We start from the raw sequence: 16,691 nt of genomic DNA, 5'->3' as shown, positions 1-16,691 counted from the left end.
CAGGCGGCCGACCGTGCTGGGCGGGAGCACCCATGGACTACTGCGTTGATGGGTCTCACCTCCTCCTGCGATGTCACGGACACCGCGACGCTACCAGGCCGACAGCGCCGCGCCACACTCGGTTTCGGCTAGCCCAGTTCCTTGCGGAGCGTGTCGGCGATGACGGTGAGGGCGTGGTCTTCGGTCATGCGCCAGTGGGTTGCGGCCACCGCATGATTGTCGACGGTGCCGGTCACTGCCTCGGACCAGGACGACGCACCGGTGGTTCCGGTCGGATCACTGTGGGCCGCGGTGAAATAGGTGATGGTGCCGTCGAAACGGCGGGGGTGGTAGGCGGCGTCGAGGGCGACCGAGGTGGTCGCCGCGTCGACGATCCGGTCGATACGGGACGGGTCGACCGCGGCGTGTGGTGCGGAGCGCTCGAACAGCGTCCGGGCGAGCTGGTGGATGTCGACAGGGTCGGCGAGGTCCACCTGCTCGGTGCCGGCGAATCCGCCGAGCAGGTCGGCGGCGGTCACCGTCGTCGCGACAGCCGTCGAAGCCGACGACAGGGTGCTGTCCAGCATGGCCAGCACCGCCACCTGCTCGCCGTCCTCCTGGAGTTGCACCGCCATGGCGTGCGCGATGACACCGCCCAGGGACCAGCCGAGCAGATGGTACGGACCTTCGGCCTGCACCGCGCGAATCTCCTTGAGGTAGCGCAGCGCCCATTCCTCGATCGAATCCGGCAGCGGCTCGCTCGAACTCAGCGCCGGTGACTGGAGACCGTACAGCGGGCGGTCGAGGTGGGCTGCGAGGCCGCTGAAGGACCAGGCGATACCGCTGATGGGGTGGACGCAGAACAGCGGTTCGCCGGTGCCTTCGGTGCGCAAAGGCAGCAGGACGTCGAATGTGGCGTCGATGCCCGCGCTGTCGGTGCCCTCGGCGCGCAATGCCGCGACGATGCCCGCCGGGGTGGGGGTGGTGAAGATCCAGGTGACGGGGACGGTCGCGGCCGTCGCGGCACCCAGCTGGGTCGACAGGCGGGTGGCGCTCAGTGAGGTGCCGCCGAGTTCGAAGAAGTGGTCGTCCATGCCGACGCGGTCCAGGCGCAGGACATCGGCGAAGATTGCGGCGACGGTGTGTTCGATGGCCGTGTCCGGGGCCCGATAGGCGCGGGTGGCGAGTGCGGGCGCGGGCAGCGCGGCGCGGTCGAGTTTGCCGGTGTGGGACAGGGGGACTTCGTCGAGCACCGTGATCGTGGCCGGAATCATGTGGGTGGGCAGTGCCTGAGCCGCCCATCGCGCGACACTGTCCATGTCGGCCTCGTGGCCGTGCGAGGCCACCACGTAGGACACCAGAACTGTTTCCCCGGCCTGGTTCTCACGACCGACGGTGACGGCGAAGCCGACGTCGGGATGGGAAGCCAGCACCGCATCGATCTCCTGGAGTTCGATGCGGAAGCCGCGGATCTTGAGCTGGAAGTCGGTGCGGCCGCGGTATTCGAGTTCGCCGTCGGCGCGCCAGGCGGCCAGGTCGCCGGTGCGGTACAGGCGGGTGCCCGCGTGGAACGGGTTGGCGACGAAGCGTTCGGCGGTGAGGTCGGGACGGCCCAGGTAGCCGGTGGCCAGCTGAGTACCCGCGAGGTACAGCTCGCCCGGGACACCGACGGGGACCGGGCGTAGCCGTGCGTCCAGGACATAGACCTGGCTGTTCCAGACCGGTGTGCCGATCGCGACGGTGGTCGTGTCGGCAGCGCTCACCCGGTGGCAGGTGATCGAGACCGCGGCCTCGGTCGGGCCGTAGACGTTGTACAAGGCGGTGTTCGGCGCCGCGGTGGCGAATCGGCGGGTCAGTGCGACCGGCAGAGTCTCACCGATGGCCAGGACGCGGCGCAGCGAGGAGGGGAGTTGCTCGGTGACCAAGGTGTCGAGCATCGACGGCACGACGTGCAGAGTTGTCACTTCTTCGCGGCGCATCAGGTCGGCGAGGTAGGCCGGATCACGGTGGCCGTCGGGCGCGGCGAGGACCAGTCGACCACCGCAGATCGCCGCGGACCAGAACTCCCAGACCGACAGGTCGAAGGTGGCCGCGGTCTTGAGGAGCACGCTGTCCTGTGCGGTGAGACCGAATTCAGCTGTCTTCCAGCGCAACTGGTTGACGATCGCGGCGTGAGAGACGGCGACACCCTTCGGGCGGCCCGTCGATCCCGACGTGAAGATCACGTAGGCGGTGTTCGCGGGGCGCAAGGGCGCGCGGCGATCACGGTCGGTGATCGGGGCGGGGCTGTGTGCGGCGAGGTCCACCTGCTCGACACATCGAACACGGGTTGTCGCGAGGTCCTCGGCCGCGCCGAGCCAGGTGTCGGCGTTGGTGAGGACGAGCAGCGGGGCGGCCGTGTCCAGGATGTAGCCGGTGCGCGATCGCGGGTGGTCGGGGTCGACCGGCACGTACACCCCGCCCGCGGTGCTGACCGCGTACATCGCCACGACCAGGTCGATCGATCGCCGCATCGCCAGTGCCACCCGGGTTTCCGGGCCGACGCCCGCGGCGATGAGATAGCGGGCCAGGCGGTTGACCCGCTCGTCGAGTTCGGCGTAGGTCAGCCGGGTGTCGTCGGCGACGAGGGCCAGGGCGTCCGGGGCGCGCGAGACGGTCGCGTCGAACATCGAGGCGAGGGTCGCGGCCGGATCTGCCTGTCGCGCTGTGTGATTCCAGGTGTCGAGGATCCGGACTCGTTCGGCGGGGGCGAGCAGATCGATGCTGTACAGCGGTGCGCCCGGGTCGGTGACCACCGCGGTGATCAGTCGGGTGAGCCGGGCCAGGAAACCTGCGACCGTGGCCGCGTCGAACAGGTCGGCGGCGTAGGTGCAGTAGCCGGTGATGCCCGCCGGAGAACCCTCGGCGGTGTAGCGGTCGGCCACGATCAGGTGCAGGTCGAACTGGGACAGCTCCCGATCGAGTTCTACCGACGACACACTCGTGCCGGGCAGGTCCATGCGCACCTCGGCCAGGTTCTGGAACGACAAACCGACCTGGAACAGGGGGTGGCGGGCGGTGGAGCGGGCCGGGTTGAGGACTTCCACCAGCCGTTCGAACGGGATGTCGGCGTGGGCGAAGGCAGCCAGGTCGGTGTCGCGCTGGCGGGTGAGCTGTGCGGCGAAGCTCGCACCCGCGTCGACGCGGGTGCGGAAGACCAGGGTGTTGACGAACATCCCGATCAGGTCGTCGAGGGCGGCGTCGCCGCGGCCGGCGACCGGTGTGCCGATGGCGATGTCGGTGGTGCCCGACAGCTCGGCGAGTACCACCGCGAAGGCGGTGTGCACGGCCATGAACAGGGTCGCGCCGTGGGTCCGCGACAGTTCGGCGAGGGCGGCGTGGGTGGCGGTGTCGACGGTGAACGGAACCCGCCCGCCCGCGTAGGACTGGATCGCCGGTCGTGGCCGGTCGCGGGGTAGTTCGAGTTGGTCGGGCAGCTCGGCCAGAGCTTGCCGCCAGTAGGCGAGCTGGGTGGCCGACACCGAGGTGGGATCGGTTTCGTCGCCGAGCAGGGTCTGCTGCCAGATCGCGTAGTCGGCGTACTGCACGGGCAGCGGTGCCCAGGTGGGGCTCTGTCCTTGCGCGCGTGCGGTGTAGGCGATGACGAGGTCGCGGGTGAGGGGCCCGCCGGAGAAGCCGTCACCGGCGATGTGGTGCACGGCCATGGCCAGGACGTGGTCGTCCGGGCCGAGTTCGAACAGGGTGGCACGTAAGGGCACTTCTCGGGTGACATCGAAAACGGTCGACACCAGTGCTGTCACTGCGGGGGTCAGGCTTTCGTCGACGTCCGGGGCGATCGTGGTGACGTGCAGGCGCGGTACATCCGGGTGGTCCGGAGGCAGAACGATCTGGGCCGGTACCTCGTCGACAGCCGGGTAGATCGTGCGCAGGATCTCGTGGCGTGCGACGAGATCGGTGAAGGCCTGCCGCAGCGCGGTGGTGTCGAGTTCGCCGGTCAGGCGGAGCACGACCGGGATGTTGTAGGCGGCGGTTCCGGTATCGAAGCGGTTGAGGAACCACATGCGCTGCTGGGCGGGCGAGAGGGGGATGTGATCAGGTCGTGGGCGCGCCCGCAGGGCGGGTCGACGGGCCGCGCGGGCCAATCCGGCGATCTCGTGCGCGCATTCGGCGACGGTGGGTGCGGCGAACAGCACGCGCACCGGCACCCGGATGTCGAGTGCGGCACCGATCCGAGCGGTCAGGCGGGTGGCGAGCAGCGAGTTGCCGCCCAGATCGAAGAAGCTGTCGTCGGCGCCGACGCGTTCGGCACCGAGCACCTCGGCGAACGCCTCGGCGACGGTACGTTCCAGTCCGGCCGCGGGCGCACGGTAGGTGCGCGTCACGAACTCCGGTGCGGGCAGCGCAGTCCGGTCGATCTTTCCGGCGGCCGAGAGCGGGATACGGTCCAGGACGACGACGGCGGCCGGGACCATGTGCGCGGGCAGCATCGACGCGGACCACCGTGTGATGGCGCCGGGGTCGATCTCGCGGCCTGTCACATACGAGACCAGCACGGTGTCCCCGGCGGGGTTCTGCGTGCCGAGCGTGAGAGCGAAACTCACCTGTGGGTGCCGCAGCAGGACGGCGTCGATCTCACCGGGCTCGATCCGGAAGCCGCGGATCTTGATCTGGAAGTCGGTGCGGCCCAGGTATTCCAGCTCGTAGGTGTCGCCGTGCACCCAGCGGACGAGGTCGCCGGTGCGATACATGCGTGCGCCGGGTCCGGCCCAGGGGCAGGCGAGGAAACGATCCGCGGTGGCGGCGGGGCGGCCACGGTACCCGCGTGCGAGTGCGGGACCCGCGAGATAGAGCTCACCGGTGGCGCCCACCGGCACCGGATGCAGACGGGCGTCGAGGACCACGGCCCGCATGCCCGGCACGGGGCGACCGATCGTGACGCGGTCCCCGGCACGCAGCACCGAGTAGGTCGCGCCGATGGTTGCCTCGGTGGGACCGTAGCCGTTGAGGAAGCTGCGGCCCGGTTGCCACGTGGCCAGCAGTTCGGGGGCGGTGGCTTCGCCGCCGGCGGACACGCACTGCAGGTCGGGCAGGGTGGTCGGGTTCAGGGTGCTCAGCAGGGCGGGGGTGATGATCGTGTGCGTCACCTGTTCGGTGCGCAGCAGGTCGTCGAGGTCGATGCCGCCCAGGGTGTCGGGCGGGGCGATGACCAGGGTGGCGCCGTGGTGGAAGGCGGTGGCGAGTTCCTCGATCGACTGGTCGAAGCTGGGTGAGCAGACGTGCAGCATGCGGTGGTCGTGGCGCAGGCGCATCAGGGCCGCCGAGTGGGTGACGAGGGCGCCGAGTCCCGCATGGGTGACCGAGACGCCCTTGGGTGTGCCGGTGGAGCCGGAGGTGTAGATCACGTAGGCGATGTTGTCGCGGCGCAAGGGTGCTCGGCGGTCACGGTCGCGTACCGGGGTCGACGAGCGGGCGGCGGTGCGGACCCGGGCGGCCGGTTCGTCCAGCGCCAGCCAGCGCAGCGATCCGGGCAGGCTGTTCGCCCTCGCGGCGACCGTGAGGCCGATGGTCGCGCCGGAGTCGGCGAGCATGTGACGGACACGGTCTTCGGGGTAGTTCGGGTCGACGGGAAGGTACACGCCACCCGCTTTGGCGATGGCCCAGAACGCGAGGATCGACTCGTAGGAGCGCGGGATCGCCGAGGCGACGACTGTTTCCGGGCCGATTCCCTCGTCGATGAGGACTCGGGCCAAGCGTGAGGAATCGGCGTCGAGGGTGCCGTAGGTGTAGGTGTTCGCGGTGTCGCGCACGGCGATTCGATGCTGGCCGTAGCCGGTGCCGCGCACGAGCAGCTCGGGCAGGGTGGGGGTGGCCGACGGAGTCGGGCCGTCGCCGAGATGAGTCAAGAAGGTGTACTCGGCGTGATCGGACAGCGGTAGGTCACCGGCCGGGATCCGTGGGTCGGCGGCGATCGCGGTGAGCAGCCGGGCCAGGCGCCGCACGAACGTGTCCGCTTCGTGGTCATCGAAAACGGTTCGGGCGAAAGACATCTCGATCGCCGAGCCCGACGTCGTCTCGAGCACCGTCACGAGGAGTTCGCCGGCTGTCACGGCGTCGTGCCCGGGCAGGGTGTGCCGCGCATCCGAACCGGCTGCGGTCGTCGCCGCGGCGGGCACGGGCAACGGGTCGTCCGATGAGCCGGTGGACCGTACTTCCAGCGATACCTGTCCCAGCGCGCGGGGCTCGACGCCGAGCAGCTCGGCGAAGTCCGCGAGCGGGATTCCCGCATGAGCCAGCGTCAGCGTCTCGGCCTCGTGTGCCCGCGTGAGCAGATCGAGGAAGGGTGCCGCGAGATCGATGGCGATGCGCAGCAACAGATCAGGAGTGCGGGTTCGGATCACGATGTCGTCGGATGCCGTGAGTCGCGCGAGGAGTACAGCCAAGGCGGTGCCGACCAGCGATTGCCTGCTCACGTTCGCGGTGCCGGCGAGTTCATGGAGGGCTCGGTGCACCGTCGTCGGGACGGTCGACCTGGCACAACCGTGCTCGGCGCCGAGGCGATTGTCGCCGTGCTCACGCTGCGCGCGCGAGAGGTCGGGACGTGCGCCGCCGGCGACCACGTGGTCGGTGGGCAGGACCAGGCGAGCCGGCAGGTCGGCCAACGTCTGGCGCCAGTAGCGGGATCGGGTGATCGGGTCGGCGGGGTCGGTGGTGAGCTGGTGGGCGAGGTCGACGACAGGCGTGGTCGGGGCGGCGACGAGGTTGTCGATCGCCGTGCGGAGACGGTCGGTGAGCGCGCGGGCCGCGAGATCGGAGACGAGGTCGCGGCGGTACTTGATCTGCACCTGGGTGCGGGCACCGAGGAAGACCAGGACCGTGATCGGGTAGTGGGTGTGGTCGGCGCCGTGCAGGTCGTCGATGCTCAGTTCGTCGAGCGCGCCGCCTGCTTGTTGGAGGCCTTCGACGTCGACGGGGTAGGACTCGAAAGCGAGCATGGTGTCGAAGAGTTCGCCCGGTCCCGCGACGCGCTGGATCGCGCCGAGGCCGAGGTGGTGGTGATCGAGCAGGGAGGCCTGCTCGGCTTGGACGGCGCGGATCAGGTCACCGACGGTGGCGGTGGGGTCGATGCGCACCCGCACCGGGACCGCGTCGACGAACAGCCCGATCATGTCGCCGACGCCGTCCAGCTGGGGCGGGCGCCCGGACACGGTCGCACCGAACACGACATCCTCGCGTGCGGTGCTCGCGGCGACGACCAGGCCCCAGGCTGTTTGGAACACGGTGTTCGCGGTGACCTCGGCGGCCGCGGCGACGGCGGTCAGCGCGGACGTCCGCGCGGCGTCGAGTTCGAACTCGCACAGGCCGTAGCCGTGGCCGGTCGCCGGCGGCCAGGTGAGCTCGGGGGCGATCATCGTCGCCGACACCCCGTCGAGGACCTCCGACCACGCGCGCTCCGCGGCGGTGCGGTCCTGGCGGGTGAGCCAGGCGAGGTAGTCGCGGTAGGGGCGCACCGGCGGCAGCGGGGTCGCGTCGCCGTGGGTGGCGTAGAGGACGAGCAGTTCCTTCATCAGCAGCGGCATGGACCAGCCGTCGAGGAGGATGTGATGGCCGGTCAGGACGAGGTGGCTGCGCCCGGAACCGATGGTGTACACCGTGAATCGCAGCAGCGGCGCGATCGTGGGGTCGAAACCTGCCTGTTGATCGGCGGCGAGCAGAGCGGGCAGCTCGGTGTCGGTGGCTTCGACGATCCGCAACGGTGCCTCGACGGCGTCGGCGACGAGCTGAACGGGGGTGCCGTCGGGGGTGGTGACGAAGGCCGAGCGCAGGTTGGCGTGCCGGTTCAGCACCGTCGCGGCCGCGTGGCGAAGCCGGTCGATGTCGAGCTCGCCGGTCAATTCGGCCATGAGCTGGATGACGTAGGCGTGGACCGACTCGTCGAGCATCTCGCCCAGCGCGAGCAACGAGTGCTGCAGCGGCGACAGCGGCAGCACATCCGACAGACCCGGGTGGGTCGTGCGCCAGGTGTCGAGGTCGTTTTGCGAAACCTGTACCAGGGCAACATCGGAGGGGGTCAGCCCGCCCGCGGACGGGTGGAGGGTGTGGTCGGCGAGCGCGGTGAGCCAGCTCGTCCAGTCGTCGGCCAGCTCCTGGACCTCGGACTCGGACAGGATGCCGGTGGCGTAGCGGAAGTCCGCCCGCAGTCGCGGCCCGGTGTCGGTGGTGACGGCGATCGCGTTGATGTCGAGAACGGTGTGCGCGGGCAGGGTGGGGTCGTAGTCGACGGCGATGTCACCGAGGTCGGCGGTGGGCAGCCACGCGGTCTCGTCGGTGGTCCGGGCCGCGGTGCTCGCACGACCCAGGTAGTTGAAGCCGATCTGGCCGATGGTGCCGGACAACCGGTTTCGGGTGTGCGGGTTCCGGCGCAGCACACCGAAGCCGATACCGTTGTCCGGCACGGCCAGCAGCTGTTCTTTGACGGTGCGCATCGTCGCGGCGAGGGCTTCGTCGTCGAAGACCGCCGGCGTGATCGCGGACAGGTCCAGGGCAACGGGGTAGACGGTGGTGAACCAGCCGACGGTGCGGGTCAGATCCGCGCCGGGGACGGCGTCCTCCTGGCGGCCGTGGCCTTCGAGTCGCAGTCGCAGAGTGGGAGCGTCGACACCGCGCCGGGCACGCCAGACCCGCACGGCCAAGGCCAAGGCCGCGAGCAGGGGGTGATCGGCGCCTGCCCGGTATTGCGCGGGCAGCGTCGTGAGCAGGGGTTCGGTGATCTCGGCGGGGATCTGCACGGTGATCGACCGCATCGTCGCCTCGGTATCGAGGCTGCTGTCGACCGCGCGGGCGCCGAGCAGCGGGTCAGGGGTGGACAGGACCTGGTGCCAGTGGTCGAGTTCGGCGGTGCGCTCGACGGTGGCAAGGCCGTGCGCCCATCGGCGGAACGACGTACCGACCGGCGGCAGGGCGATCCGCTGACCTGCTGCGTACTGGGCCCAGGCCACGACCAGGTCGGGGAGCAGGATCCGCCAGGAGACACCGTCGATGACGTAGTGATGGGCGGCGACCGCGAGGACATCGCGAGCGCCGTGCCTGCGGATCCAGGTGAAGGCGATCATGCGGGCGGTGGCGGGATCCAGCGCCGAGAGCGCCGAATCCATGGCGGCCGTGCCGATTCGGGTCAGCTCATCCGGTGTGAGCGCCGAGAACGCGTCGATCTCGGTGATCAGAGAATCCGCGTCGACACGATGGGGTGGCAGGACTTCGAACTGCCAGTCGTCGCTGTCGCGTCGCAGGCGCGAGCGCAGCATGTCGTGGTGGCGCAGGACCGCGGCGATGATGGCGACCAGAGCTGGGCGGTCGATGTTCTCGGGGAGTGCCAGGACCATGGTCTGGGCGAAACGGTCGCTGGAACCGGTGGTCAGGAACTCGGCAAGGACCGGCGTCAACGCGATATCGCCGATGCCGCCGCCGGGCAGTTCCGCCAGCACGGGCGACTCGGGGCTGTCGAGCGCGGCGATGTCGGACAGCTTTGCCACGGTGCGGTGTTCGAACACGTCACGGGTGGTGAAGACGATGCCCGCGGCGCGGGCCAGCGACACCAGCTGGATCGACAGGATGCTGTCGCCACCGAGCGCGAAGAACGAATCGTGCACGCCGACGCGCGGTATGCCGAGGACGCGGGCGAACAGCTCGGCCAGCAGGGTTTGACTCGCACCGATGGGCGCCGCGGTGGGCGCGGTGGCGACGACCGGTTCGGGCAGGGCGTTGCGGTCGAGTTTGCCGTTGGAGGTCAGGGGCAGCGCGTCGAGCACCACGATCGCCGACGGCACCGCCTGCGCGGCCAGGCGGTCGGTGGCGTACGCGGTGAGTACGAGGGGGTCGGCGCAACGATCCGGTGCCGCGAGCACATAGGACACCAGCGTGGTCGATCCGGCGGGGCTCCGACGTCCGACGGTCACCGCGAATTCGACATCGGGGTGGCTGACGAGCACAGCATCGATCTCGCCCGGTTCGATCCGGAAACCGCGCACCTTCACCTGGGTGTCGGCACGGCCGAGGTAGTCGATCTCGCCGGTGTCGCGCAGGCGCACCAGATCGCCGGTGCGGTACATGCGGGTGCCGGGCGCACCCCACGGGTCGGGAACGAATCGGGCCGAGGTCGTCGTCGGCTGATTGCGGTAGCCGCGCGCCAACGCGCGCCCGCTCAGATAGAGCTCGCCGGTGACACCCGGCGGGACCGGGTTCAGGCGGGTGTCCAGGATCATCGCGTGTGTGCCGTGCACGGGGGTGCCGATCGAGATCGGTTGTCCGGCAGTGAGTTCGGCGTAGGACGAGATGATCGTGGTCTCGGTGGGGCCGTAACCGTTGAGGTAGCGGCGGCCGGGCTGCCATTTCGTGAGCAGTTCCGGGGTGGTCACGTCGCCGCCGACGGACAACGACTCCAATGCGTGCAGACCGGCCGGGTCGAGGGTGCCCAGGACCGCGGGGGTGATGATGGCGTGGGTGACGGACTCGGCGGCCAGCAGATCCGCGAGTTCGATCCCACCCGCGATGTCGGACCCGACGACGACCAGCGTCGCGCCGGTGGTGAAGGCGCACAGCCATTCGAGCACGGAGGGGTCGAACCAGGGGGCGCAGATGTGCAGGAAGCGGTGCTCGGATTCGAGGCGGTAGCGGCGGACCGCCTCCTCGACCAGCGGTGCCAGACCGGCGTGGGTCACGGTGACGCCCTTGGGCAGACCGGTGGAGCCGGAGGTGTAGATGAGGTAGGCGGGGTGGTCGACGCGCAGGGGTACGCGGCGGTCGGCGTCGGTGATCGGTGTCGTCGGGTGGGTGGCGGTGACTCGGTCGAGGTCGTCGGGTGTGAGCCAGGCGGGCTCGTCGGGCAGGTCGTCGAGGTGCGCGGCGGCGGTGATGCCGAGTATCGCGCCCGAGTCGGTGACCAGGTGCTGGAGGCGACGTGTGGGATTGCGCGGGTCCATCGGCACATACACCCCACCCGCCGCGGCGATGGCGAGCGCGGCCGCGACCATGTCGTAGGACCGGGGAAGGGCAACGGCGACAGCGACTTCGGGGCCGACGCCCTGGGCGATCAGTTCGCGGGCCCAGCGGGTGGTCCGCTCGGTCAGTTCGCCGTAGCTGATCGAACGGCCCTCGTGCCGGACGGCGATCCTGTCGAGGCCCAGCGCGTTGCCGCGTGCGATCAGGTCGGGGAACAGGGCGGTGTCGGTGTCGGTGTCGGTGTTGCGCGCTGTGAGGGCCGATTCTTCCGCGGCATCGAGGATGGTGAGATCACCGACAGCGGTATCCGGGCGCTCGATCGCGTCCGTCAGCAGGCGAATCAGGCGCTGCGCGAACACGTCGACCGTTGCCCGGTCGAACAGCGCACTCGCGTAAACGAATTCGGCGGTGATGGGACCGGCCGGGCGGTCGCTGGCGGCGGCGACACCTGTTCGGTGCTCATCCGCGGCGCCTGATCGTCGATGGTCGTCGGAGCTCGGGGCGCGTAGCGACAGCACGAGGTCGCGCTCCACGGCAGCCACAGTCGGGCATTCGTCCGACATCACAGTGACCCGCACCAGTGGCCCGGCCGCGTCGCGGACGGTCTGGAGATTACTGTGCGACAACCCGTTTCGCCTGAATGCTCGCCGGGCGACCGTGGTCGCCTCAGCCAGCAGCTCGTCGACACAGGTCGCGCCGCACACCGGCAGTCGCAACACCAGGCGGGCATCCGGAGACTGCGGGCACGGGGTGTCGATCGCGATGTCTTCGGTGTTGGCCAGCCGGGCCAGCAGCACCGCGAAGGCCGTGTGCACGAGGCTGAAGACCGTCGTGTCGCGAGCATCGGCGAAGTCCCGCATGCGGTGATGGAGTTCGGCGGGAATCTCGAAGCCGATGTGGGCATCGGCCCGCACGGGGCCCGCGGGGCGGGCGCGATCTGTCGGGAGGCCCAGTTCGGCAGGCAGGTCCGCGAGGACGCGATGCCAGTAGCCGGCCTCCGCGATCGGATCGTTGTGCTGGTCGAGGGTCTCCAGGAGCTGTGCGGCGGTCTGATCGGGTGTGTGGAGGAAGGCGTCGAGGGTGGCGCGGAGGCGGTGCGCGAGAGCTTGTGCGATGCCGGTGTCGATCAGGTCCAGGCGGTACTGGAGGCCGACGCGAATCCCCTCACCCACCTCGACACCCACGGCCACCGGGTAGTGCGTGGCGTTGGCGGCTCGAATATCGACGATCTCGAGACCGTCGATGGAGCCGTGCGCGCGTCGCATTCCCTCGGTGTCGACCGGATAGGACTCGTAGGCCATGAGCGTGTCGAACAGCTCGCCCGTGCCCGCGGCCCGCTGGATCTCGGCGAGACCGAGGTGATGGCCGTCCAGCACGGCGATCTGCTGGGACTGCAGCTGCGACAACATGTTCCGCAACGGCTCGGACTCGGCGAAACGGACGCGAACGGGAATGGTGTTGGCGAAGAGTCCGACCATGGTGTCGACGCCGTCCAACTGTGGCGGGCGACCCGAGACCACCGCACCGAACACCACGTCGTCGCGGCCGAACGCACCGGCCAGCACCACACCCCATGCCGCTTGGAACAGGGTGTTGACCGTGACGTCGTTGGCCGCGGCGCAGGCCGCCAAGTCCTCGGCCTCCGCCGGTGACAGCTCGACGGTGCACATCCCGTGGCCCTCGCACGGCTCGGTCGGCGGCGCGACCACGGTGGTCAGCAGGGTCGGGGTGTGCCCGGTCAACGCCTCACGCCAGCCGCGCAACGCGGCGGAACGGTCTCGGCCCGCGAGCCAGGCGAGGTAGTCACGGTAGGGGCGTACCCGCGGCAGCACCGCCGGGGCGCCGTCGGTGGCGTAGCAGAGCAGTAGTTCCTGCATCAGCAACGGCATCGACCAGCCGTCGACGAGAAGGTGGTGCGCGGTCAACACCAGATGCATGCCGTCGGTGCGGCGGTACAGCGTGAAGCGCAGCAGCGGCGCAGTGGAGAGTTCGAAACCGATCCGCGCCTCGGCGGCCAGGAACTCGTCGGCATCGTCGAGTTCGGTGTCGATGATCTGCCACGGCACCGCGACACCCTCGGCCACGAAACCGACCGGTGTGCCCGCCGCCGACGATCCGAAGGCCGTGCGCAGAATCGCGTGGCGGTCGAGGACGGTTCGGGCGGCTCGGCGCAGGCGGTCGGTGTCGACCTCGCCGGTCAGTTCGACCGCGAGCTGGACCAGATACGGGTCGGCCGGCGACACCTGGGCGAGGAAGAACAGTCCGAGCTGCAGCGGCGCCAAGGGGAGCACATCGGTCAGGTGCGGGCGTTCGCGATGCCAGGTGTCGAGTTCTGCCTGGGTGACCTGGACCAGCGGCACGTCGGCGGGCGAGAGTCCACCGGCTGCCGGATCGCGCAGGTGTTCGGCGAGGACCGTCAGGGCCGCGGTCCAGCAGTCGGCCAGTTCGCGCACCGACGCCTCGTCGATGATGCCGGAGGCGTAGGAGAACGACGCGCGCAAAGTCAGGCCGGCGTCGGTACCGGTGGCCAGGGCGTTGATGTCGATGACGGCGGCAGCGGGCAGATCGGGGTCTTGTTCGGCGACGGGCTCGCCCCACCCGGCGGTGGGTAGCCAGCTGTGGTCGGTATCGCCGAGATCGCCCGCGGTGATCCGGCCCAGATAGTTGAAGCCGACCTGGCCGAGGGGGCCGTCGAGCCGCGATGCCGATTCCGGGTCCAGATGGCGGAGCATGCCGAAACCGATGCCCTTGTGCGGCACCGCACGCAGCTGTTCCTTGATGGCCTTGACGACGGCGGCCGTGGCGTCGCCACCGTGCCACGCGGCGTCACCCTCGACCTCGCTCAGGTCGAGGGCGATCGGATACATGCTGGTGAACCAGCCGACCGTGCGGGTCAGATCGGCGCCGTCGACCGCGGACTGTTCGCGGCCGTGGCCTTCCAGGCGGACGCGGGTCGTGGGGGCGTCGACACCGCGCCGGGCCCGCCACGTGCGCACAGCCATGGCCAGGGCGGCGAGCAAGCCGTCCTCGGCGCCCGCGCGGTACCGGGTGGGCAGGTCGGTCAGGATCGCCTGGGTGATGTCGGCGCGAACTTCGACGTTGATGGTTCGCACCGTCGACGCGGTATCGCGGGAGTCGAGCGGGCGATCGCCGAGCAGCGGGTCGGGTACCGACAGGGTCCGGCGCCAGTGGTCGAGTTCCTCGCGCCTGCTTGGCGCTGCCTCGGTCAGGCCGTGCGCCCAGCGACGAAACGACGTGCCGACCGGGGGCAGGACGACACGTCGGCCGACCTGGGCCCCCGCGGCGACCAGGTCCGACAACAGGATTCGCCACGACACTCCGTCGATCGCCGCGTGGTTGGCGGCGACGACCAAACCGTCGGGGCCGTCCGGACGAGCGAGCCACGCGAAGCCGATCATCCGGTACCCCTGCGGGTCCAGCGCCGCGAGCACGGAATCCATCGCGGCGTCGGCGATCTCACCGAGCGCGTCGGTGTCCGCCGGGACATCGACGCGCTGGAGCAGGTCGCCCACGTCCACCGCGCCCGGCGGCAGAGTGTGCAGCTCCCACTGCCCGTCGACCTGTCGCAGACCGGCCCGCAGCATGTCGTGGTGGTCGATCACCGCCGTGAGGGTGTCCACCAGGGCATTTCGGTCGATACCAGCAGGCAGGGCCAACACCATCTGCTGGGTGAACCGGCCGAACACCCGCCCACCGGCCAGCGACGCGGCCAGCACCGGCGTCAACGGCATCATGCCCACACCACCGCCGGGCAGTTCGGTCAACGTGGGCGCGGACTCGGCACCCACCACCGCCACCCGCGCCAGCCCGGCGACGGTGCGGTGCTCGAACACGGCCTGCGGGGTGAACGTGATGCCGGCATTGCGCGCGCGCGACACGAGCTGGATGGACAGAATGCTGTCACCACCGGCGGCGAAGAACGAATCCTCGGCACCGATCTGCTCCAGACCCAGGATCTGGGTGAACAGTTCGGCGATGGCGGTCTCGACCGGGCCCTCCGGCGCACGCGAACCCACAGCCCCGAAAACCGGTGCGGGCAGGGCGTTGCGGTCGAGTTTGCCGTTGGGGGTCAACGGGATCTCGTCGAGGGTCATCAGGACTGTCGGCACCATATGGGCGGGCAGGGAGGTGCCCACGAAGCGCGCTACTGCGTCGGCGTCGATCGACTTGCCTTGCTGGGCAAGCACATACGACACCAGCACGGTCGCCCCCGAGTCGGCTTTCGTACCGAGGGTGACCGCGTACTCGATGTCGGGGTGGGCGGTGAGCGCGGCGTCGATCTCGCCGAGTTCGACGCGGAAACCGCGGATCTTGACCTGGAAATCGGAGCGGCCGAGGTATTCGATGTCACCGTCGGCGGTGCGCCGGACCAGGTCGCCGGTCCGGTACATGCGGGAATCGGTGAAAGGCGAGGCGACGAATCGTTCAGCGGTGAGCGCGGGCCTGCCCCGATAACTCTGGGCCAGCGCGGGCCCGAACAGATACAGCTCACCCGCCACGCCCGCGGGAACCGGGCGCAGGCGCGAATCCAGCACTGTCGCACCGACTCCGGCGAATGCCGTGCCGATCGTGATGGGCTGTCCGGGCCGCAGTGCGGTGGTGCCGGTGGCGAGGATGGTGGCCTCGGTCGGGCCGTAGCCGTTGAAGAAGGCACGCCCGTCGGCCCAGCGCTCGACCAGGGTCGGGCCGAAAGCATCGCCCGCTACGACGACGACACGCAGGGCGTCCAGGTCGCGGGGGTCGACAGATTCCAACGCCGCCGGGGTGATCAGCAGGTGGGTCACGCGTTCGCGGCGCAGCAGCTCGGCGAGTTCGGGGCCGCCGAAGACCGTCGACGGTGAGACCACCAGCGTGGCACCGGAGTTGAATGCCACCAGCAGCTCGAGTACCGAGACGTCGAAGTTCGGCGAACACACGTGCAGCACGCGGTCGCCTTCGTCGACCGAATAGCGTTCCCGGGCGGCCGCGACCAAGGCACCGAGACCGGTGTGGGTGACGACCACGCCTTTGGGACGCCCGGTCGAACCGGAGGTATAGATGACATAGGCCGGGTGCTGATCGATCAGCGGACGAACTCGGTCGAGGTAGGAGATCGGGTGGGCGGGGTAGGTGGCGATGCGGTCGCGCTGGGCCGGGGTGTCGATGTCGAGCCAGTCGACCGAATCGCCCAGCATCTCCCGATGTGGCGTGCCGGTGAGACCGAGGACGGCGCCGGAGTCTTCGAGAAGATAGGCGATCCGCTCGGCGGGCAGCGCCGGATCGACAGGGACGTAGGCAGCGCCGGTCTTGGCCACCGCCCACACCGCCGCCACCGACTCGATCGACCGGGTGAATCCGAGCGCGACGACATCGCCGGGACCGATGCCACGCGCGATCAGGTCTCTGGCCAGTTGGGACGAGTACTCGTCGAGTTGGGTGTAGGTGAGTTCGCGGCGTGCACCGTCGACCGGGGTACAGGACACAGCGACGGCATCACCGGCGGTGTCGACCGCCGCGGTCAGCAGCTGAGGGAAGAGGGGAGCACTCGACTTTCGATTGCCTCGACCGCGCGGCGCACGACGAACTTCACGTGGAGAGGTGCGCGCTTCACGCATTCGAGTACAACATCCTTCAGCTAACCGGCCCACAGCTCTGCGATGACCCACGAACCCTGTCGGATTCGGCCTACCGGGGCGGACCAGTGTCGAACAAGCAAG

1 protein-coding gene is annotated in these 16,691 nt (G+C 69.8%); it reads right to left on the bottom strand.

What is annotated here, in order from left to right; genetic code table 11:
- Positions 1-128 precede the first annotated feature (128 nt).
- Positions 129-16,589, bottom strand: coding sequence for an amino acid adenylation domain-containing protein (locus tag ACWDXS_RS05535; RefSeq protein WP_449962356.1), 16,461 nt, complete (start codon positions 16,587-16,589; stop codon positions 129-131).
- Between the last annotated feature and the right edge of the window lie 102 nt (positions 16,590-16,691).

The organism is Nocardia sp. NPDC003183 (genome assembly GCF_053590715.1).
This window is presented reverse-complemented; position numbering and strand designations above follow the sequence as displayed.